This is a genomic window from Bacillus pinisoli, assembly GCF_023036475.1.
Lineage (GTDB): Bacteria > Bacillota > Bacilli > Bacillales > SA4 > Bacillus_BS > Bacillus_BS pinisoli.
The window spans coordinates 228,740-249,635 of the sequence record NZ_JAJQKI010000005.1; the positions used below are offsets into that span (position 1 = coordinate 228,740).

Below are 20,896 nucleotides of genomic sequence, written 5' to 3' on the forward strand. Positions count from 1 at the left end.
TCTACTTTTCATCTAGAGAGCCACTCTTATCTAACGATGAGTACGTCATTTTATCGCTTTGAATAAGCTTAACTTTAGATAAAGTAGTCTAAAAGAAAAGAGCCTTTATTAAACCGCTACTTCCTTTTTTGTACTTAAGAATTTGACTCCTTCTGCCACGACTTCCGTTACATACACTTTTGTTCCTTCTTGATTTTCATATGATCTTGTTTGAATTCTTCCAGTTACGCCAATAACTGATCCTTTTTTACAATAGTTCGCTGTGTTTTCAGCATTTTTTTGCCATAATGTGCAGCTTATGAAGTCCGTATCGTAATCACCTTGCTGATTTTTGAAATTACGGCTTACAGCTAAAGTCACTGTTGCAACCGCCTTCCCATCTTCTAAATACTTCAGTTCTGGATTTTTCGCCAGTCTACCAACTAGAATCACCTTATTGATCATTTGATCCCCTCCTCATGTTTCATCATATTTCAGGATCGTATATTGGTAAAATCAGTAAAATCAATCTTTGAAAGCTAAACTGTTTGTAAAAATCTAATTTTCTCTTAAGCAAAATTAGATTTTAATAATTGATACGTATTTAAAATTTAATTTCTATTAAATTTGACAACTTTTTTCGACATTTGGGAGTAAAAAGTAGGAGTATCGATTCTCATACCCGATACATAAACCTTGTAGAGCATGTAATGGTGGCAAAGCATCTTCTGACTGATTCTGTGGTTGAGATTTAGAGTAGCAGATCACGGAGGGTCCTGTTTTGTGAAAAAGAATGGTCACGCTGATACCGTTACCGCCCGTTTTTGAAAGGTAAACAAGCTCAATAGACGGGGCATTTGTCGGTTTATACTGTTCCTTATCCTCTTTCACCGTAGGTATATCTTGCTTAGCAAGGATTCTAGCAGATTGAAACACAGCTTGATTGAAACGTACTGGTAAATCACCTTGTTTGACCGAATCATGCCTAACTAACTGCAAATGAACCGGTCCTTTTTGTTCATTTCTCATATTCGACAATCCAAATACACGAATGTCTGATAGGTAGTAGTCTTCTATTTTGTTTCGCCTCCTGTCATTTTTAAAGAATATGCTGGACATGTGCATAAGTCATGTCCAGCTTAAGAAAATCATCCTCTAGAATGTTCTGGAGGAAGTGGATCAGCAGATTGAGTGTAAGAAACACCTGTTACACCAGCTGCTAAAACTGCAATAGCTAATACTGCACTTAATAACCACTTTTTCATATCATTTCCTCCTTTCTTCTAATCTCATAAATATTCTAACTTATCTAAAAAAATATGTTTTTCGGCAATTTAATGGGTTATTATGTAATTATCTACATATTTCTTAATATATCTTCATTTTCCATCTGTACTATTATAAGTTTGCATATTTTTAGAAGGAGAGATCGTAGTGTCATTCGAGGCAGATTTCAATAAGATTGGTCCTGCAATTAGAGATTTAAGAAAGTTAAAAGGGTTAACTCAAAAGGCGTTATGTGAGAATGGAGTCATTATTAGTCAGGCTCAATTAAGTAGAATTGAGAATGGTAATACTTATGGTTTATGGGATAAAATATTTCTCATTGCGGAACGGCTTGGTATTGATGTTAATTACTTTTTCGAGATTGCTAAGAACTCAGACAGCGAATTTGTTCTAGGTGTCAAAAATAATGTACGTAAATTAGTAGAGAAGCGAGAGTACAAAACTGTATATAAATTAATAAAGTCACACAAAACTACTCCATCCTTCTATAAAAACAAACAAAATCTACAATTCTTAATATGGCACGAAGGAATCTGCGTTTTTAATCTAATGAATAATTTTGAAGATGCAAATAATTTATTTAAAGAAGCTTTAAATTTAACATACACTCCTCCAAAATATATAACGGAACAAGAGCTTTCAATCATGAACAGCATGGGTGTTATCTCTTTTGAAACTTCAAAGTATGATTTAGCCATATCTATCTACCAGAATGCATTGAGAGAAATTAGACATGCTCCAGTTCCCATTATTGGGAAAGTTAGAACTAGGATACAATACAACTTGGCTAAAGCTCTTTCCACGATAGGTAACTACAAGGATTCCAATAGAAATTGTTTGGAGGGAATCCAAATTTGTAAAAGTAATACATCCTATTACCTTATGGGTGAATTTAATTATCAGTTAGCCTTTAATCATTATTACCAAGAAGAATATCATAAAGCTAAGGAATATGGACAAAAAGCAATTCAGGTTTTCTTGGTAAATGAGGATCAAGAAAACTTAGATCGAACATACAGAGCAATAGAACTAATAGACCTAAAACTACAAGGATAGCCCCCAAGCTATCCTTTTCCAATTGTTCTTTTGACTCCGGGTATCTGACATTCTTATAATAGTAGGATAGGTTTTTATGTTTAGATGACATGATGAATTCATTCTTATGATAAAATGGAATGATGAGATTAGCCTTAAACTTAATTTATATAGAGGAAGGTACGGATGGATGAATAAGAAGAAGAAGTCACATGTCCCCTTTCGTTTGAATTTCTTGTTTTTTGTGGTGTTTTTGTTGTTTGCAGCCTTGATCATGAGGCTTGGTGTTGTTCAGATTGTTTATGGTGAGGATTATCAGAAAGAAGTAAATCGCACGGAGAATACGAAGGTGAGTCTTTCTGTTCCGCGTGGGGTTATTTATGACCGTGAACATCGTGTCATTGTTGATAATGTTGCAAAAAACGCGATTACCTACACAAAGCCTCAGGGTACGAAGCCTGAGGAGATGTTGGAGCTCGCTAGAACGTTGGCAGCCTTAATTGACCAAGATAAAGAGCGATACGATAAAATTACTGAGCGTGATTTTAAGGACTATTGGATTTTGACACGCCCTGACGAGGCAAAAGCTAAATTATCGACTGAAGAAAAGAAAAAAAAGAACGCTTATCAACTACAGCTTGATCGTATAACAGAAGCGGACCTTGCTCAAATTGATTACGACTCTGAATACGAAGTTGTTTCTTTTTTCCGCGAGATGATAGCTGGTGCTTCGCTTACTCCTAAGATTTTGAAAAAGGGAATTACCAATGAAGAGCTGGCCGTCATTAGTGAGCAATTGGCTACTCTGCCTAATATTGATATCACAACGGATTGGGATCGTGATCCTCATTTAGAAATTTTAAAATCCGTCATTGGAAATATCTCCTCTGCGGACGAAGGTCTTCCTGCAGATATGCTTGATTACTATCTAGCACGAGGATATAGCCGTGATGACCGTGTTGGTAGAAGTCAGCTAGAAGAGCAATACGAAGATGTTTTATCAGGTCAGAAAAAAGTCATTAGTAATGTAACTGATAAAGCTGGAAATGTATTAGAAACCCAGGTTGTCCATGAAGGCACTAGTGGGAATGACCTTATCCTTTCTATTGATTTTGCCTTACAGGCTGAGGTAGAGAAAATCGTGGAAGAAGAATTACTCGCAGCGAAAAAAGCTGGTGGGGCTACTTTCCTTGATCGTGCTTATGTTGTTATGTTAAACCCAATGACTGGAGAGGTTCTTTCCCTTGCTGGTAAAGAGCTTGTTAATGAAAACGGTCAGTACACTGTGAGGGATCATGCCTTAGGCACCTTTACAACAGCTTACACGATGGGGTCTGCTGTAAAGGGTGCAACCGTACTTACAGGTTTACAAAAAGGAATCATTAGACCCGGGGAATCTTTCTATGATCGAACCATGTTTTTCAAGGGAACTCCTAAAAAGGGCTCCTATGCAACATTAGGTTCTCTAGATGACCGTAATGCCTTGAAAAAATCTTCAAACGTCTATATGTTTAATATTGCTTTACGTATGATGGGGGTTAATTATAGTCCATACATGTCGTTACCGTTACGTCCCGCTGCACTAGATGAAATGAGAAGCTATTTCCATCAATTTGGACTTGGTGTCAAGACAGGAATTGATTTACCTTCTGAAAGTACAGGTTATCAGGGTACTCTTTCTAATCCAGGTTTAATGCTAGACTATGCGATTGGACAGTTTGATACGTACACTCCACTACAACTAGCTCAATACATCTCAACGATCGCTAATGGCGGTTATCGTTTGCAGCCACAGCTAGTAAAGGAGATTCGTCAACCTACTAACGACGATCAGTTAGGTCCCGTCGTAAAATCCTTTGAACCTTCTGTGCTGAATAGAATCGATATGAGTGATGAGTATCTTGGAAGAGTACAAGAAGGGTTTAGACGGGTGATGCAAGAATCAGGCGGTACCGCCAATGCATGGTTTGGCAGTGAACCTTATCGTTCCTATAACCCAGCAGGTAAAACGGGTACAGCTCAATCGTTTATTTTTGAAAGAAAAAATGGAAAAGTGATTACCCATTCCACCTATAATCTAACTCTTGTAGGCTATGCACCAATGGATAAGCCAGAGATGGCTTTCTCCATTGTTGTACCTTACTTAGATCGAGATAATAATCCGGTTAATAAGAAAATTGGGCAGCGTATACTTGCTAAATACTTTGAACTTAAAAATCAAAGTGGCATTGGCGCAGCAGACCCGAACGTGATTATTGAGAGTGATCCCGCTCTTGGTAGTGAGGAAGAAACATCTGAATAAACAAGAAAACCCATTCTATGCTAGGTAGAATGGGTTTCCTTTTGGAGAATATCATTGAACAAAATGCAATGACATTAAATAATAAAGTAGTTCATGGTTTTAATGGCTTTTCGGTCAATCGAATACTTTTTAAAGTTTGTTTTGTTTTAATACATTTGTAACGGTATTTAATAACATCTTGCTAACAAATTCTTTCAACGATAGAAAAGTCTTGGCAGGAACACCAATACTTTTTAAAGCTAAAACGCCCGCTTGGCCCCCATATAATACTGCCCCCAATATACATGGTCAATGGGATAAACAGCTATTCCAGCAGACGATGTGGCGGAGATGAACTGGTTGTTCCCAACATAGAAGCCGACATGTGAGACTACACCAGGTTTATTGACTCCAAAGAATACTAAGTCACCAGGCTGAAGATCCGCTTTTGATACAGGCGTACCCATTTGATAGTAATCACCTGAAGTTTGTCTTGGTAAGTCAATACCGTGTTTGTTTGTCATAAAATAAACGAACCCTGAGCAGTCAAAGCCGCTTGGTGTTGAACCTCCCCAAACATATGGAACACCTAGATAATTGTTCGCATCCTGAACGAGTGCTGCTTTAACTTGCTGCATCGATTGTTGTTGCTGAGGAGCAGTTGGCTCCGTTGTACTTGTACCACTTGGAATCACTAAAGTTTGGCCGATTCTAATCGTATCTGTTGTTAAGTTGTTGGCTTGTTTTAGCTGGGTCACGGTGATTCCATGTTTTTTAGCTATTAGCGATAGAGAGTCACCAGATTGTACCGTGTAACTAGATGTTGATGTAGAGGTACCCGTTAACTTTAGTGTTTGTCCTACATAAATGGCATCGGATGATAAATTGTTCAGCTGCTTAATTTGCGTCACGCTAATACCGTACTTTTTAGCAATTACCGACAAAGAATCACCTGATTGAACGGTATATGTTGTTTGCGTTTCCGTAACTGTTGAAGCAGCTGTTGTTACTTTTAGAGTTTGACCTACGAAGATCATATCGTTTGGTAAGTTATTGATCCGCCTTAGTTCATCCACGGTCATGTTATAGCGTTTGGCAATGACAGATAAAGTATCTCCAGATTGTACCGTGTAGGAACTTGTATCTGCAGGTGTCGATGTCGTTTCGCCAGTTATTTTCAACGTCTGGCCCACAAAAATCATATCGTTGGTTAGTTGGTTAAGCTGTTTTAATTGAGTCACGGTCAGACCGAATTTTTTTGCGATAACCGATAATGAATCTCCACTTTGTACGGTATAGGTTGACGTTTGGACGGTAGGTGTCGTGGTGGTTGGAATCGTGATCGTTTGACCTACAAAAATTACGTCAGATGCTAAATTATTGAGTTGCTTTATTGCAATGACCGTTGTATTAAATTGTTTTGCTATTCCAGAAAGGGTATCTCCGGACTTGACGGTATATTTAGTTTGTAGTGTTGACACTTGGTTAGGCTCGGACGCCTCTGCTGTGATCGTATTTCCTGATCCGAAAGCCATGGTTGTAACGACAATGGAACCTAGCATTACTTTTATTACATGGCCATTCACATTTGGAATTCTAGTTTTAACGTATTGCATCACACTAGCTTGCAGGGTTGTTTTTTTATCAGAACCAGAAGCAGAAAACTCTTGGGCAAATTCAGTTAAGGATGGATCGAGAAACAGGAGGATTGTGCCGTCCTGTTCAATACGGTGGTTCATAATCATGTTAGCTTCCTCCTTTTTTCCATAGTTTCCACTGTCGTTAGTTTTTTTATTGAAGTGAAAAAAAGGAAGATTCTCTTATTGAGAACCTTCCCCTGTAACTGGCTGTGCTTCCTGAACCCATTGTGAAAAGGTACTCCAGAAGGCTGGGTTTTCCTGTTCCAATCCCCAGTTTCCTGTTCCCTTAATTCCGTACTTTTCTACTAATTCAAATTTTGCCCGAATGGATTCTTCATTTTCATACCATACGGTGTAATTGCCTGGATTGAGGACTTTTCCATACACGTTTAAGGCAGGATCACCTTCCTTGATGGTAAACGTAGCTTTTGGTGACATGCTTTTTTGATCAAAAGTGACGACACCATTGTACATTTGGATGGCCTTTGCAACATGTTCATTTGCCATACCATTTCCCCCAACAGGAGCTCCTTCTTGCCAATAGCGGCCAAAATGTCCGATTCCGAGCACAATCTTCTCCTTAGGCACGCCGTTTTGAATCGCATATTGAATGGATTGTTCGACGAATTGAATGCTCGCGACTGGCCCTGGTTCACTGCCGGTAAAGCTTTCGTCATATGCCATGATCATTAGATAATCCGAGGTTTGTCCTAAACTAATGTAGTCATATGATCCATGCCACCCCAGTTTAAAATCTCGCGGATTGGCAGCTACAGCAACCGACACTTCTTTATCAGTAGGAATTTTAGCTCGAAGCATTTGGGCAAATTCTGTATACTCGTCTCGATATTCATGGGTCACATTTTCAATATCGATATTCACCCCGTCTAGATTGTAGATTCTGACCGCTTCGGCAATTTGAGTGGAAAGTGTTTCTCGATTATGAAGCGCTTTTTCACCAAGAGCTCGGTCCCAGTGATTACTTAAAAATGGAACGACTCTTATACCATTACTTTGCATGGAAGCGATGAAGTATCGATCTAACACTGGAGTGAGTTTGAGACTGCCATCAGGGTTTATATCAAAATAAGTGGGTGCGACTACGTTTATGGAGCCTTGTGTATACTTCATGGTTTGCATATACGTGTTTGAGCTACCATGATAGAGATAACCCATGTTAAAGGAATGCTGCTCAGAGACAGCGGTTTGTTGAAGTCCAGCGACTAACGGAACTTTTAAATTTTGACCGATGTAAATCATATCTGTCGTTAAGTTATTAAGGTTTCTTAATTCTTGTACAGTTGTACCGAGTAGGGTCGATATTTTCCAAAGATTATCACCAGAGCCTACCACATAGGTGGATACACCTATTAATAATGGCGTACTTTCGTTGCCAAACGCATCTTTCTGTTCAATGATGATAAAAGGCTTTTGTCCATTTAATGCAGCTAAATCAATGGTCAACTGAAATTGACCTGCTTCATTTACTACATAAGTATTGGTGATTGTGGTTGGGCTCGTTTGACCAGATATGTTAACGGTTACCTCACTATTTGGTTCACCTATGCCACGAAGTTGATACGTATAACCAGTTGTTGTCTTTGTCAGTTGACTTACTTGAATGACGGGCTGGACGACTTCAGTATCTTTTTCAATCGTTTTAGTCATGAGAGTACTTGTGTTGCCTGCCGTATCTTGCTGAAACACTTGAATTTGAAGCATTCCTTCTGCCAAATTTCTTAAGTTGAACGGTTTCTGGAACGTGCCGTCAACGACTAGAGCCGTTTCTGTTATGGTGTTTACACCATCTGACACTTCAACGGTAACGACAGCACCTTCTTCTTGGCTCACTCCACTAATCGTATACGAGTCAACATTCGCGGATGAAACTTTTCCTTCACCAGCTACATCCAGCGAGGTGAGGTCTGTAATCTCTGTATCTTTTGTTAAGCTGATTTCTTTAACGATCCCTGCATTTTGATAAGGATCCTTTGTTGAGATTTTACCCGATATCAACCCATCTGCAAGCTTGGACAAATTTGTGATGATAGAGAAGGCTCCATCTTCATCTGCTGATCCATGATAAATAATGGTGTTGGTTCCATCCGTTAGCTCTAATTCAAGAGACGCTCCTGTTTCTGTTTTACCGGTAAAGGTAAAGTTTGTAGCTGTTTCGGCATTTGCTGTGGACGCATTTGCTATCTCTAGGGTTGCCGGTCCTGTTGTATCAATGGTCGTGGACCGAGTCGTGCGTTCACTCTTGTTTCCTAATTGATCCGATTGGTGAACAGTGATGGTTAGCGTGTCACCTGTTAGGGCATTTAAATTTGCAGCCATGGTAAAACTTCCATCAGCCCGAATTTTTGCTTGATGAATCACTTCATTCCCCTGTTGGTCTGTAAAAACGGCTTCCACTGTACTCTGCGGTTCACCTGTACCGGTTACTACATAATTTCCTATATTCTGTTGGGTAGCAACTTTAACGGGATTAAGTGTCACCAAAGTTGGGGCTTCTGTTTCCTTTTGGATGACCTTTGTAAACACGTTACTCTTATTATTTGCTTCATCTGTTTGATAGGCATTTATCGTAATAACACCATCTTGTAATGTTGTTACGTCTACGGCTTCAGTAAAATTACCTTGTTCGTCTGTTTGTATGGTTTTCGTTATACTGTACCCCGCTGTATCTGAAAAAGTAAGTTGAACCGTTGTTGTCGGCTCTCCTTTACCTTTGACCGTATAATTTGTTGAAAGCTCTTTATTGATTGGTGCTAGTTCAGAAATTAGAAGGTCTCCTACTGAAATGTCTTTAATAGTCTGAACACGGTAGCTTTCGCTTTCATTCCCTACTTGATCTATACTTCTCGCTTCAATGGTGATGGTTCCCTCATGAAAAGGCCTCGCATCTATGATGACAGTGTAATCACCATTTGCATCTGCTGTGACTTGCCTCGTTAACGTATTTGTTTGGTCACTTACCTTCATGCTAACTAGCGAATTGGGTTCCGTTTTGCCAGTGATGGTAATGGCATGCTCATTACCTGAATTAATAAAGCTTGGCACGTTTATAGTAGGTGCGTTAGGACTGGCTGTATCCTTGATCAGTTGACTTGTCTTGACGGCACTTTCATTGCCATGAGTATCAACGGCTACGAGTTTTACGCTAATCGTACCATCTTGTAATATTGAAAAGTCCACCGTTTGGTTATAGGAATTGTTTGTGACAGGTATCTCTTTTGTGACTGAATGTTGGTTCTGATCCACAAACTCTGCACGTATCTTGGTTGCTCCCGTTACCGTTCCGCTAATCGTAAACGACTGCTGGTTTTTAGCTGTAATCGTTTCAATGTTGTTTAGAATTAGATTGGTTGGTGCCGTTACGTCTTTTAGTGCAGTTTGAGTGAAGGCAGTACTTGTGTTTCCAGCTTGATCAATCGCCTTTACTTGGATTGTTATTTTTCCATCTTGAATGCTAGCTACCCCTTGCTTCATGGTAAAGTTTCCATTTGGGTCTGCCGTTGTCTCTAGTTGGACAGTTTGATTTTTTTCATCGGTAAAAGTAATGACAACCCTCGCTCCCGCTTCTGCTGTTCCAGCTAGTTCATACGCTGCTACATTTTGCTGAGTGATGACTGCGAGCGTCCCTACTGTTGGGGGCGCTGGCGGTGTTGTATCAGCCACAACTATTGGTGCCGGTATTGTAAGCTTTTGACCAACATAAATCATATCCGTTGTTAACTGATTAAGTTGCTTAATGTCTGTCACCGTAGTGTTGTAGCGTTTTGCTAGTAGGGATAGCGTGTCACCTGAAACCACTGTATGAGTAGTGGTTGATGGTGGTTCCGGTGACGGATTAGTTATAGGTGGAGCCGTTGGTTCTGGTGTCGTCGACGTTCCAACCGCTGGTATTGTTAACTGTTGACCGACAAAAATCATATCCGTTGTTAACTTGTTGGTGCTTTTTATTGCATCGACTGTTGTGTTAAAGCGTTTTGCGATCAGAGAAATCGTGTCTCCTGAGACCACTGTGTATGTGGTTGTGGTTGGTGCTGGTTGCGTCGGTGCGGTTGGCACTGCAGGTGGCGGGGCAGGTTCAACTACTGATTTGGGAATTAGCAGAACCTGTCCGATGAAAATGTTCGTTGTGGTAAGGGCATTCTGCTGTTGAATCTTCTGAACCGTCGTCCCAAAATTTTTAGCAATAAGACTTAATGAGTCCCCTGATTTGACCGTATATTGTGTAGTATTCTGCTCTTGTTGGGTTGGAGCAGGTGCTGTTGTTGGTGGTGGTGGCGGCGCTGATTGCTTTGGGGCAGTTGACGTCGTTGTCACCGAAACTGGCACTAGTAATCGTTGCCCTATGTAAATATTGTCACTTGTCAGCTTGTTTGCTGTTTTAATATCAGTAACGGTGGTTTGTAGCTTTTTTGCAATAAGTGAAAGGGTATCTCCACTTGAGACAATGTACGAATAGATTGGAATCTTGATGGATTGTCCGACATAAATCATATCGGTCTTCAGTCCATTGATTTGTTGGACTGCTGTTACGGTTACATTGTACTGCTTGGCAATTACAGAGAGAGATTCCCCGCTTTTTACAGTATGTATGACTAGCGGCACACCGGAAACTGGTTGCAGAGTGGTAGTTTGAGCACCAGCCTGAATTGGACTTAGCTCACCTAGATTAATCACCCCAATTACCATAGCACCCGCTAAAATTTTTATCGTATTGATTTTAATAGTGGGATATTTTTCTCTCGCTATTCTTGTGGCTTCTTGAAAGAGATTTTCCCGCTTATTTATAAGATGACCTAACTCATTTGCAAACTCCTCTTGAAACTCCGATATGTATAACTCAAGTATATATTGGTCTCCATCTTGAATGATTTTATCATGTTTGAATTCCATACTCATTCACCTCTTCATCGTTAATCACTATTTCTAGTGTTTGCCTTAGAGGTGTTCGTCATGTATTTTAGTGGAAAATTTGTAGAGTACTGGTTACTTATTGGTTAGGTTGTGGATCTGTTTATAGATGTCAACAATTTCATTCATTCTCATACGAACTAGGCCACTTGAAGAGGGAGCAACGAAATCTATGACACCTTCTACGACTGAATGAGGTTGAGCACCCCACTCAATCTTTTTTTGCCTAGCAAATTCCTGGTAGACTCCTTTTCCCACGTAACACGCAACTTTAGGTTTGTATTTATTAAGTTTTTCCTTTAGTAGCTCTCTTCCCTCTTCGTATTCATCCTTCGTGATATCAAGTGCTTCTTTTGTCGGTCTTTCGACGATATTGGTTAAGCCATAACCTAGCTTTACTAAATCTTGGTCTTCTTCTGTTGTATACAGTCTTGGCGTGATCCCTGCTTCAAAAAGGATTTTCCAGAAACGGTTATTGGGATTGGCGAAATGATGGCCAGTTTCTCCCGATTTTAAGCTGGGGTTAAAGCCAATAAAAACGATTTTTAGGTTGTTTTGTAGATGATCTGGGATGGGGTTCATATCGTTCACCTCTTTTTAGGTCTATTTTAACTTGAGAGTGGGGTGAATACAAAAGTTGAGGGGGCTGGGGGAGGGTTATGCGTCGATTTTAGGATTTATGCGTCTACCTTAGTTTCTCTCGGGTGAGGCCCTCCGAGACGAAGCATACGTCCATTGCTTCTCCCTCTATCACTAGTATATGATACAGAGGAAACGTGATATAATAGTTAAAAAGCACGGAAGTAGGTGGATTTATGAAAACTTTTAAACTGGTGTCCTTAAAGATTTCACATCCCCAGGAACAAGTAAAAAGCCAACAGATTCATTTAATAGATGGACTAGTTATCAATAAAGAAGATGAAGAACGCAAATGGCTGCTTGAAGCTTATGTAGGTAAAGAATGCGAGGAGCTGTTTACCAAGCTAAAAGAAGACGAACAAGAAGTCAAGGTGGAAGCGACCATTTCCAGAAAAGACAATGATCCAGCGGCCTTTATCACAACGATCCAGTCTGTTGCCGTCATGGAAGAGAATATGAGCGTTCTTTTTAACGGGGTACTAGTGGGTAAGGCTGATATGTCTGAAGCGATCTTATCAGAACTGATTGAAGAAGGATTCCAAGGTAACGTACTCTTACAAGAATTTAAAAAGCGTGTGTATGAAAAGAAAAACACGGGTGTGAAGGTAAAATAGACCTGCTACTTTTTATAGTAGTGGGTTTTTTAGTGCTTTAAAGGAACGGGGGCCAGGCCCCCACCGCTTTACAGCGGTGAAGGCCTGGCTCATGCTTAGTTTATAGGAGATCTTTGTTTACTAGATTTTGTGGAGTATCTTTGGTTAAGGCATGAATTAGGTTTTGAGCTGCTAATTCTGCCATTTTAATTCGTGTTTTGATGCTTGCTGATCCAATATGTGGTAAGGTGACGACGTTTGGTAGTGTTAGTAGTGGATGGTCCATAGGGAGTGGTTCTTGTTCAAAAACGTCTAGACCCGCTGCCCAGATTTTCTTTTGGACTAATGCTTCGTATAGCTCTGCTTCATTCACAATGCCACCTCTGGCCACATTAATGAGGATAGCAGTATCCTTCATTAACAAAAGTTCTTCTTTTGAGATAAGATTTTTTGTTTCGTTAGTATATGGAGTTAGAATTACGACGAAATCTGATCGTTGTAGTAGTTCGTTTAATTCCACGTAGGATATGCCTAGTTCGGCTTCCTTTTCCATCTTTCTAGAACGGTTATAATATAAGATTTCCATATTAAATCCTCTTGCTCGTTTAGCTACAGCTTCACCGATTCTCCCCATCCCTACAATCCCTATCGTCGCACCAAATATATCCTGCCCTGTTAGCATCATCGGTGCCCAGGATTTCCATTGTCCTTGTCTAAGAAATTCTGACGCTTCTGGAATTCTTCTTGCCGTTGCCATTAATAAAGCAAAGGTAAGATCAGCTGTAGATTCTGTCAGCACTCCTGGAGTATTTGTAACCATAATTCCTTTATTGCTAGCAGCCTTAATATCTATATTATTGTAGCCCACGGCCATATTACTTATAACCTTTAGGTTCGGTGCCAGTTCAAGTAGCCCTTGATCGACTTGCTCTGTTAACAAGCAATATAGCCCATCAACAGTTTGGATCTTTTCTATGAGCACTTCACGTGGTACTGGCGTTTCTTCTTCCTCCCACATCTCAACTAGAAAATGTTCCTTAAGCAGTTGTAAGGCGGTATCCGGTATTTTTCTGGTAACATAAATGCTTGGCTTCATATCCGCACCTCTTTCTATATATACCTATATACTATCAAATAATGGTTGGCTTTAGCACTGTAAAGGGTTGGGGGCCAGTCCCCCGTTGCTTTAAAGCAACGGGGGACTGGCCCCCACTACGTTAATGTGTTAAAAAATTGTTATTAACTTTTCGAATATTCATTTAAATTTTATTTTATAATTAAATTAGTACAAACAAGGAGGATTATAGCTATGACTTATACTCTATCGAAGGAACATTTTATTTATGCATTCAGTAAAGATCACAGTCCAGTTTTAAAGGTAACACCGAAATCTACAGTGGTCATTGATACATATGATTGCTTTCAAGACCAGATTCAGTCTAATACGACTGCTGTCACTTCAATTGATTGGGATCAGATCAATCCAGCTACGGGACCAATTTATGTTGAAGGAGCAAAAGCTGGAGACATTTTGAAAGTAACCATCGATGCAATTGAACTTGGAAAGCAAGGAGTAATGGCGGTTGGGCCAAAACTTGGCGTCATGGGACACCGAATCGAGCAGTTTGAAGCAAAGATTATGCCCATTGAAAATGATGCCGCAATATTTAATGAGAAGATAAGAATTCCTTTAAATCCTATGATTGGTGTTATTGGAGTAGCACCTGAGGGTGACCCTGTATCATGCGGTACTCCTGGAGCTCACGGTGGGAATATGGATACAAAATTAATTACTACCGGTGCGACGCTTTATTTTCCTGTTTTTCATGAGGGTGCCTTATTTGGTTTAGGTGATTTACATGCAGCAATGGGTGATGGAGAAATTGGTGTTTCAGGTATTGAAGTTCCTGCGAAGGTAACAGTAACACTAGATGTCGTGAAAGGAAAATCCATACGTTATCCATTTTTAGAAAATGAAGAAGGTCTTGCTTCCCTAGTTTCGGCTCACACGCTCGATGACGCAGCAAAATTAGCTGTCGAAGAAATGATTGATTTACTACTCCCACATACGGATTTATCACTGAATCATTTCACCATGCTAATGAGTGCAGTCGGACAATCTCAAATCTCTCAAATTGTAGACCCACTCTTAACAGCTCGATTTGTTGTCCCACAATGGGTATTAGATGCCTATCAAATTAAGGCTTTTCAAGAATAACATTTAACACTTTAAACAGATAGGGGCCTGACCCCCGTTGCGTTAAAGCAACGGGGGTCAGGCCCCCACTACATTACTGTGTGAAAGCATTTATTTGAGACCAGTCAAATAATGTTCCTGGATCACTCTTTCGGAGTGGGGCATATTCATCATGGCCGATTATATGGTCTCTATCTGGTAGAACTCCAGGATTCCTCTTTAGAATACTATCTACTAGCTTGTTTAATGCTTCATATTGCTCTTCTGTGTAGCCTATATGAGAAGGGTCTATAGAGTTATAGGTGTTACTTGACATCATTGAAGTCATTTCATCTTTTGTACCAATTGCTAACATCTCAATTCCGATTGAATAACCATTTAAAATATCATCATAGTGTGGGTAGTCAGAAAGATAGCCAGGCCCTGCATGATAGGCAATTCGATCTTCCGGTACCATTCTATAGATGGTTCCATCACGGTCAATCATATAATGAGTGGAGAAGCCGTACTCCACAAATATATCCTTAATTTCCTCGATATTATAAGGATCCTTCGGGTTAACAGATGCGTTGCTGATAAAGTGAAGGACAACATGCGATATCCTGCCTACTCTTGGCTTCGAGTTTTCATCTGGAAGGAAAGAGTCTACCACTTCCACTCCAAGGGTTGCGTTACTATTTTCTACCTCTCCAGCAGCTTTTACCACGTTTTCATGGTCAACCTTTATATAAATTCCAATCGATATGACAATTAATAGACTGACAAAAACAGATATCCCTACATTTGCTTTCATATATCCACTAAACCCCTTATGGTCCTTATGGTCCAACTTATTTATCCCTATTTTAACACATTATAACAAAAGACTTTAACGAATTAATGCATCGGGGGCCTGGCCCCCGATGCACTAAAGTAGTAAAGAATAAAGTTCGTAAAGGTCTAATAGAACCAACACCCACCTCATTATACAGTTAGCCTTCTTTTGGATGTAGTAGTATGATAGGGGTATTGATAGAGTATAAGGATGTGAATTTACTAGATGAGAATATCTATGCTTTTGTTTATGGTGCTGTTTATTAGTTCTTTTGATATAGATAACAGCCTTGCTCATAGAGGTAGTTTGGATGAGTTGGGTGGGCATTTTCGGAATAAGGATTGTGTGTATCTGTTGCATGAGCCGACAGAGCTTGTAAGATCCGTTTCTACTGTGGATGAGCTTGTTGCATTAATTCAGCAGTTTAATAGTAATGATTGTAAGAATGGACTGACTGCAGATCGGATTGATTTGGAGGGATTCACGCTAGGGAATAGTCCTTTCACCGGCAAGTCATCTAATTCCCCTTCGTTGTCGAGTGATATTGCCTCTTTGGAACTTGGGCAAAGGTATGGTGCTACGCTTGAGAAGTGTGTGGACGGAGATACGGCTGTGTTTTCTATTAACGGGAAGAGTTATAGCACACGCTTTTTATTTATTGATACGCCTGAAAGTACAACCCAGAAGGAGCCGTTTGGTAAAGAGGCAGCCGACTACACTTGCAGGTTTTTAAAAAGTGGAGATATTACTATTGAAACAGATGGAGATACCCTTTTCGATAAGTATGACCGCCTCCTCGCATGGGTTTTTGTTGATGACCAACTTCATCAGGAAGCCATTACTAAGGAAGGACTTGTTGAGGACTTTTATGATTATGGTGATTATTTATATGAAGATAAAGTCAGAGACGCGATGCAACTAGCTAAAATAAATGAGAGCGGACTATATGGGGGAACTACTAGTCTCCTTGCACGTATTTTCAAATGGATACAAGCTATCCTTACCAATCTATTATAACAATTTGGTCATAGAGTTAAAGAACGCACACCATTGGAAAATAATTCATAGTGCCATGTTAGTATCTATTACCTAGAATATAATAGTAAGCATTTTTATCGCAAAGGAAGATGATAATGACCGTTAAGACTGACTTATATTCAACCATTCAACATGTAAAGCTAGCCATGGCAGAAAATGAACTGAAAACAGCTATACCTTTAGTTATCCAAATTGTAGATGAACTCAAAAATTCCTCCTCGTTTTTTGAGCTTAAAACAACATTAAATAGCCTGTTAGACGATGAAGCTATTTACATTATAAGAGCATTAGATGCAGCGTTAATGGATCGGTACAGTCAATTTTTAATAAGAAATCTTCATAAATATCATTCTTCCATTACCTCAAAAATTTTATATTGCTATGAATTGATGGAGAAAAATAGATATATTGAGGCTGAAGGAAATCTTGAGGTAATCCTTGAGATTGAGGGTTTAACTCTTAAAGAAAAAAGACTCGCATTAACTGCAATTATTAATCTACTTATTGATATGAGACGGTTTCAAGAAGCAAAATCTTATCTTCAGGAACTTGAGAGTATTGCTGAAGAGCCCATTTATGACCGTTGGGGTTATTATTACTTCCGCCTAGGTAATTGGAATAAGGCTAAAAAATTTGTGAATAAAGGAATCGACTTGGATTCAAAGCCACAATATAGCTTTATTATCCTTCAATCCATCTATACTGCAGAAGGAGATCTTGCATCTGCCCTAGACATCATAAACAAGGGAATCGAGAGAACTCCCTATTATTATCCTTTAATTTTAGAAAAGGCGCAAAAATTAAAATATCTTCAAAATAATGATCAATTTTTAGAGGTACTAAATCATATAGAAACGATTACACCACACCATATGTATAAAAAGTATTTTGAATACTCTCGAGGAGAAATTCTATATCGCTCTTCACAATACGAACAGTTGAAGCCTTTCATTCTTAAATACCCAGCTATATTTAAAGACTCTGTCTATGAAAATAAAGATAATTTTAACAAAGAAAACATTAAGATTCTTCCTACAACGATTGTTCTACAGAAATATAATTACTGTGTTCCTGCGACAATCACGATGTTGTTATCTCGTTATGGAATACAAAAGCATCAGGATGAAATTGCTGAAAAGATTTACCATATCAACGGCTCAAAGCTAATCTCAGCGACTTCTTATCTTGAAGAGAATGGAATGGTTTGTCAACACTTCTTCGGTAGGATCGACCTTTATAAAAAGCTAACAGATCTCCAGGTATCCGTTATCATTGGTGTAAATTATCCAAACTCATCCCATGTTCAGCTACTTGTTGGGTATGATGATAATCTACAAGCTTTTTATATCCAAGACCCTAGCGTTCCTGACATGTTAACTATAAGTTATCAAGACTTTGAAAAAGTATACTGTAACAATCAAATTCATTCTATTGCTGTCATTCCTAAGGATAATCAATCAAAATTATCATTCCTTAATAAATGCGAGGATGATATGGTTCGGGACATGCTTGTCTTTATGGAACGCCTTGATTACCCAGATCAGGAAACTAAACAAGAATTTTATCGTTTTATTAAATCTAATCAAGATAGTGTGTATGTAAATGCACTTGCTATTAAAATGCTTCATCTGGAAGAAGAAACTCCACTTCTAACAAGCTGCATACAGCAGATTCAATCTAGTTACCCAGATATTGATTATTTCCACTTAATCTCGGCACATGCTTATGTAAAGGTCGGAAAAATGGATGAAGCAAGAGATATTCTTTCAAAAGTTAAATCCAGGAAAATTCATTTTTATTTCTATATACTAGGCAGAATTTCTTATGAGCTTCATGAATATCAAGATGCCATTCTGCATTTTCAAAATGCTATCGATTTGGAACCTGACCATTACGATTCCTGGTCTTATATATCGCTCTGTCTATTTGAAACTAATGATATAAAACGAGCTTTCAAATATTCTAATGCTTCATTAGAAATAAATAATCAAGACTATTGGAATAGGATGAATCATGCATATTTACTGTATGAAGATACCCAATATACAGAAGCACGACATTTATATCATTCTATTATCAAAGATTTTAAAACAGATGCCCATGCCTGGTATCAACGCGCTAGGTGTGATAAGCAATTACAGAAATTTCACCAGGCACTAAGAGGTTTCAACGTTGCGAGGAGCCTTTCTCCATCTATCTCTTATCCTTATGTAGAAATTGCTCATGTAATGGCCTATTCTTGCGATCAACCTGAAAGGGCTATTAAGCAACTAGAGGACGGCCTAGAATTAGTGAAAGAACCCTATTCATTATTGATAAAGTTAGGTGAACTGTACGAAGAACAAGGTGACTACCAAAATGCCATCAATTACTATGAGAGAGCAAAGAACCAATATCCAGAAGATGCCTATCCAGTATTATCAATAGTAAAGGCATTAAAAGAGCTCGGTACGCCTGAACAAGCTACTGACCTTTTACTGAAAGAAGCCGAAACCTACAACCAAGATTGTGAGTTTTTAATTAATGGTGGAGAGTGGCTATTTATTAATAGTGATACAAATGAAGAACTAGGTTTATCTTGGTTAGAAAACGGTATTCGACTTGCTACGAATAATCATAGTCAGGCTTGGGATCTTTATGTAAGATTAATTGAAGAAACTCCCTATAACGAGAGAGGTAGATCCTTCCTTGAATCTTTACTTGATGGTGAATGTAAAGAGGATATTGATTTAATTTGTTATACCGGATGTTTATATGAAAAAGCTGGTGAAATCGATCAAGCAATGAAGTACTACCATCATGCTCTAACTATTCGTCCAGATACTTTCCCATTCTATCGTCTAGGGGAAGTTGAGCTAAACCGTGGACATTTCTCTGAAGCCAAAAGATACTACACGTCTCTACTAGAACTAGATGAAACGTTTGTATCTGCATACTTACGTCTAGCAAGAATCGCAAGCGAAGAGGAAAATAAGGAAATTGAACAACACTACTTGTACCAATTACTGAAGCATTCTCCTTATGATGTCAATGCTAGTCACTTTGCAAACTTGTCGCATGAAGTAGACCAGATTTCTGAAGTCCTAGATCACATTCAATCTATTGAAGGACAGGTAGATGAGAGTTGGCGTTTGTATATGTTAGGTGAGTTAGCAAGAGTCGATGGTAACTTAGAAAAGCAACAAAACTATTTAGAAAGAGCTGTTGAACTAGGTTCTACTCAATACAGCCTCTTAGAAAGTTATGCGGTTTTAAAATATAAGCAGCAACAATTCTCAGATTCATTATCAATCGTTTTAGATTTAGTCATTAGAGATAAAGAAGATCGCGATTTATATAAATATCTCATCGACAATTTAGTTGCTATGAATCTAATAAACGCATCTGGAATAAAAATGATAGATCAGCTTGATATTCCTCTTTCAGATAAAAGCTATGTCTATATGTATACTGCCTATGAATTGGAACAACGCTTACTTCAACTTAAGCAACAGGAAACTAGTTTATTTAAAAATTTCTCACATCGAAAGTTATTGAAGCTTTATGAAAAGACGGTCATTGCACTTTATGAACTAGGATACTCTGCATTTCCGGAAAATACTAAATCGTTAACCTGGCTCTGTGAATATTACTTTGATCAGGGACGAGTGGATGAAGCAATTGAAAAGGCAACTATCGCCCTTTCAAATGTTTGGGATTTCGAAGTAGCTTTTTATTTAGCTCAAGCATTAATGAAAAAGTACTATGAACAGGAAGAGACCCCCAAAAAGGTTGAGACCTATCATCTTGCTGAGAACTACCTACTCTCTTGTTTAGATGTACAGCCTAATCATCCTGATGTTCTATATATATTAGGAAAACTCCATCATGAACTAGAAAGATATGAACAAGCTTTGGTAGTATTAGAACAGGCGATTGAGCTTAATCCTCATGACCATGATTATTATTTTGAAGTCAGTCGAGTTCAGGAGAATCTTGAAAATTTTGTAGAGGCGGAAAAGTTTGCAAGAATGTCTGTTGAGTGCAATCCTGAATTTGTAATAGGCTATAATCAAGTGAGTACCACCCTTCATCAACAAGGAAGAACACAAGAGGCTCTAGAGGTAATTAACCAGTTAATGCAAATGGAAGATGATCTTCCGTTGGTTCACTATAACAAGGCTTGTTATTTATCCACGTTAAACATACATGTAGAGGAAGCATTCGTTCATTTACAATTTTCAATCGTAAATGATCCTGATGGATACTTTAAAGAATTAGCAGTGGAGGACGTTGATTTAGATTATTTGAAGTCACATCCTTTATATGCAAAAAAGATGAAAAAATTATTAAAATAACAGTAATTTTAAAACAGGTTCCATAATTTTTTATAAAGGCTCTTTTCTAAAACTTTGTTGCTTTTCAAGCTGATATTTCTAAAAACCTACCCTTTTTTGTACGTAAAAACGAAGTGTTCATAGTTAGAAA

At 38.6% G+C, this 20,896-nt stretch carries 13 protein-coding genes; 6 read left to right on the plus strand and 7 right to left on the minus strand.

All coding sequences use genetic code 11. From position 1 onward, the window contains the following. Positions 1–108: 108 nt before the first annotated feature. Positions 109–444 carry a single-stranded DNA-binding protein gene (ssb, locus tag LT143_RS10130; RefSeq protein WP_246942852.1) on the minus strand — a complete coding sequence of 112 codons (336 nt, stop codon included), beginning with the start codon at positions 442–444 and terminating at the stop codon, positions 109–111. Between the two features lie 156 nt (positions 445–600). Beyond that, positions 601–1,098, minus strand: a complete 498-nt coding sequence (locus LT143_RS10135) for a hypothetical protein (RefSeq protein WP_246942853.1) — start codon at positions 1,096–1,098, stop codon at positions 601–603. 315 nt (positions 1,099–1,413) lie between these two features. Here LT143_RS10135 and LT143_RS10140 point away from each other — a divergent pair, with 315 nt between their 5' ends. Both LT143_RS10140 and LT143_RS10145 read left to right on the plus strand, forming a co-directional pair. Continuing rightward, complete coding sequence (locus LT143_RS10140; protein ID WP_246942854.1) at positions 1,414–2,322, plus strand: helix-turn-helix domain-containing protein; 909 nt, start codon at positions 1,414–1,416, stop codon at positions 2,320–2,322. A gap of 169 nt (positions 2,323–2,491) precedes the next feature. Next, positions 2,492–4,603: a peptidoglycan D,D-transpeptidase FtsI family protein gene (locus tag LT143_RS10145; protein ID WP_418909825.1), complete on the plus strand. Its 2,112-nt coding sequence runs from the start codon at positions 2,492–2,494 to the stop codon at positions 4,601–4,603. A 239-nt stretch (positions 4,604–4,842) separates the two neighbouring features. Here LT143_RS10145 and LT143_RS10150 read toward each other — a convergent pair whose 3' ends face one another. The 3 genes from LT143_RS10150 to mug all read right to left on the minus strand — a co-directional run bounded on the left by LT143_RS10150 (position 4,843) and on the right by mug (position 11,730). Beyond that, positions 4,843–6,327, minus strand: coding sequence for a C40 family peptidase (locus LT143_RS10150; RefSeq protein ID WP_246942856.1), 1,485 nt, complete (start codon positions 6,325–6,327; stop codon positions 4,843–4,845). 75 nt (positions 6,328–6,402) lie between these two features. After that, on the minus strand, positions 6,403–11,130 hold the full coding sequence (locus LT143_RS10155) for a LysM peptidoglycan-binding domain-containing protein (RefSeq protein ID WP_246942857.1): 4,728 nt from the start codon (positions 11,128–11,130) through the stop codon (positions 6,403–6,405). Between the two features lie 93 nt (positions 11,131–11,223). Then, a complete protein-coding gene (gene mug, locus LT143_RS10160) occupies positions 11,224–11,730 on the minus strand; it encodes a G/U mismatch-specific DNA glycosylase (protein WP_246942858.1) in 507 nt (168 codons plus the stop codon). A 233-nt stretch (positions 11,731–11,963) separates the two neighbouring features. Between mug and LT143_RS10165 the strand changes: the two genes are divergently transcribed. After that, positions 11,964–12,401 carry a YwpF-like family protein gene (locus LT143_RS10165; protein ID WP_246942859.1) on the plus strand — a complete coding sequence of 146 codons (438 nt, stop codon included), beginning with the start codon at positions 11,964–11,966 and terminating at the stop codon, positions 12,399–12,401. Between the two features lie 100 nt (positions 12,402–12,501). Here LT143_RS10165 and LT143_RS10170 read toward each other — a convergent pair whose 3' ends face one another. Continuing rightward, on the minus strand, positions 12,502–13,476 hold the full coding sequence (locus LT143_RS10170) for a 2-hydroxyacid dehydrogenase (protein ID WP_246942860.1): 975 nt from the start codon (positions 13,474–13,476) through the stop codon (positions 12,502–12,504). 213 nt (positions 13,477–13,689) lie between these two features. Between LT143_RS10170 and LT143_RS10175 the strand changes: the two genes are divergently transcribed. Beyond that, positions 13,690–14,598 (plus strand): acetamidase/formamidase family protein, encoded by a 909-nt coding sequence (locus LT143_RS10175; protein ID WP_246942861.1) that lies wholly within the window; start codon positions 13,690–13,692, stop codon positions 14,596–14,598. Positions 14,599–14,671: 73 nt separating this feature from the next. On the opposite strand, the gene LT143_RS10180 is transcribed toward LT143_RS10175, so the two are convergent. Continuing rightward, positions 14,672–15,370, minus strand: coding sequence for an N-acetylmuramoyl-L-alanine amidase (locus LT143_RS10180; RefSeq protein WP_246942862.1), 699 nt, complete (start codon positions 15,368–15,370; stop codon positions 14,672–14,674). A 246-nt stretch (positions 15,371–15,616) separates the two neighbouring features. Here LT143_RS10180 and LT143_RS10185 point away from each other — a divergent pair, with 246 nt between their 5' ends. Both LT143_RS10185 and LT143_RS10190 read left to right on the plus strand, forming a co-directional pair. Further along, on the plus strand, positions 15,617–16,408 hold the full coding sequence (locus LT143_RS10185; protein ID WP_246942863.1) for a thermonuclease family protein: 792 nt from the start codon (positions 15,617–15,619) through the stop codon (positions 16,406–16,408). Positions 16,409–16,524: 116 nt separating this feature from the next. Further along, complete coding sequence (locus LT143_RS10190) at positions 16,525–20,766, plus strand: tetratricopeptide repeat protein (protein ID WP_246942864.1); 4,242 nt, start codon at positions 16,525–16,527, stop codon at positions 20,764–20,766. The last annotated feature ends 130 nt before the right edge of the window (positions 20,767–20,896 follow it).

Excerpts from the sequence above, each read along its gene's own strand:
- ssb (WP_246942852.1), bottom strand. The coding sequence starts at position 444 with ATGATCAATAAGGTGATTCTAGTTGGTAGACTGGCGAAAAATCCAGAA.
- LT143_RS10135 (WP_246942853.1), bottom strand. The coding sequence starts at position 1,098 with ATGTCCAGCATATTCTTTAAAAATGACAGGAGGCGAAACAAAATAGAA.
- LT143_RS10145 (WP_418909825.1), top strand. The coding sequence starts at position 2,492 with ATGAATAAGAAGAAGAAGTCACATGTCCCCTTTCGTTTGAATTTCTTG.
- LT143_RS10150 (WP_246942856.1), bottom strand. The coding sequence starts at position 6,327 with ATGATTATGAACCACCGTATTGAACAGGACGGCACAATCCTCCTGTTT.
- LT143_RS10155 (WP_246942857.1), bottom strand. The coding sequence starts at position 11,130 with ATGGAATTCAAACATGATAAAATCATTCAAGATGGAGACCAATATATA.
- mug (WP_246942858.1), bottom strand. The coding sequence starts at position 11,730 with ATGAACCCCATCCCAGATCATCTACAAAACAACCTAAAAATCGTTTTT.
- LT143_RS10165 (WP_246942859.1), top strand. The coding sequence starts at position 11,964 with ATGAAAACTTTTAAACTGGTGTCCTTAAAGATTTCACATCCCCAGGAA.
- LT143_RS10170 (WP_246942860.1), bottom strand. The coding sequence starts at position 13,476 with ATGAAGCCAAGCATTTATGTTACCAGAAAAATACCGGATACCGCCTTA.
- LT143_RS10175 (WP_246942861.1), top strand. The coding sequence starts at position 13,690 with ATGACTTATACTCTATCGAAGGAACATTTTATTTATGCATTCAGTAAA.
- LT143_RS10180 (WP_246942862.1), bottom strand. The coding sequence starts at position 15,370 with ATGAAAGCAAATGTAGGGATATCTGTTTTTGTCAGTCTATTAATTGTC.
- LT143_RS10185 (WP_246942863.1), top strand. The coding sequence starts at position 15,617 with ATGAGAATATCTATGCTTTTGTTTATGGTGCTGTTTATTAGTTCTTTT.
- LT143_RS10190 (WP_246942864.1), top strand. The coding sequence starts at position 16,525 with ATGACCGTTAAGACTGACTTATATTCAACCATTCAACATGTAAAGCTA.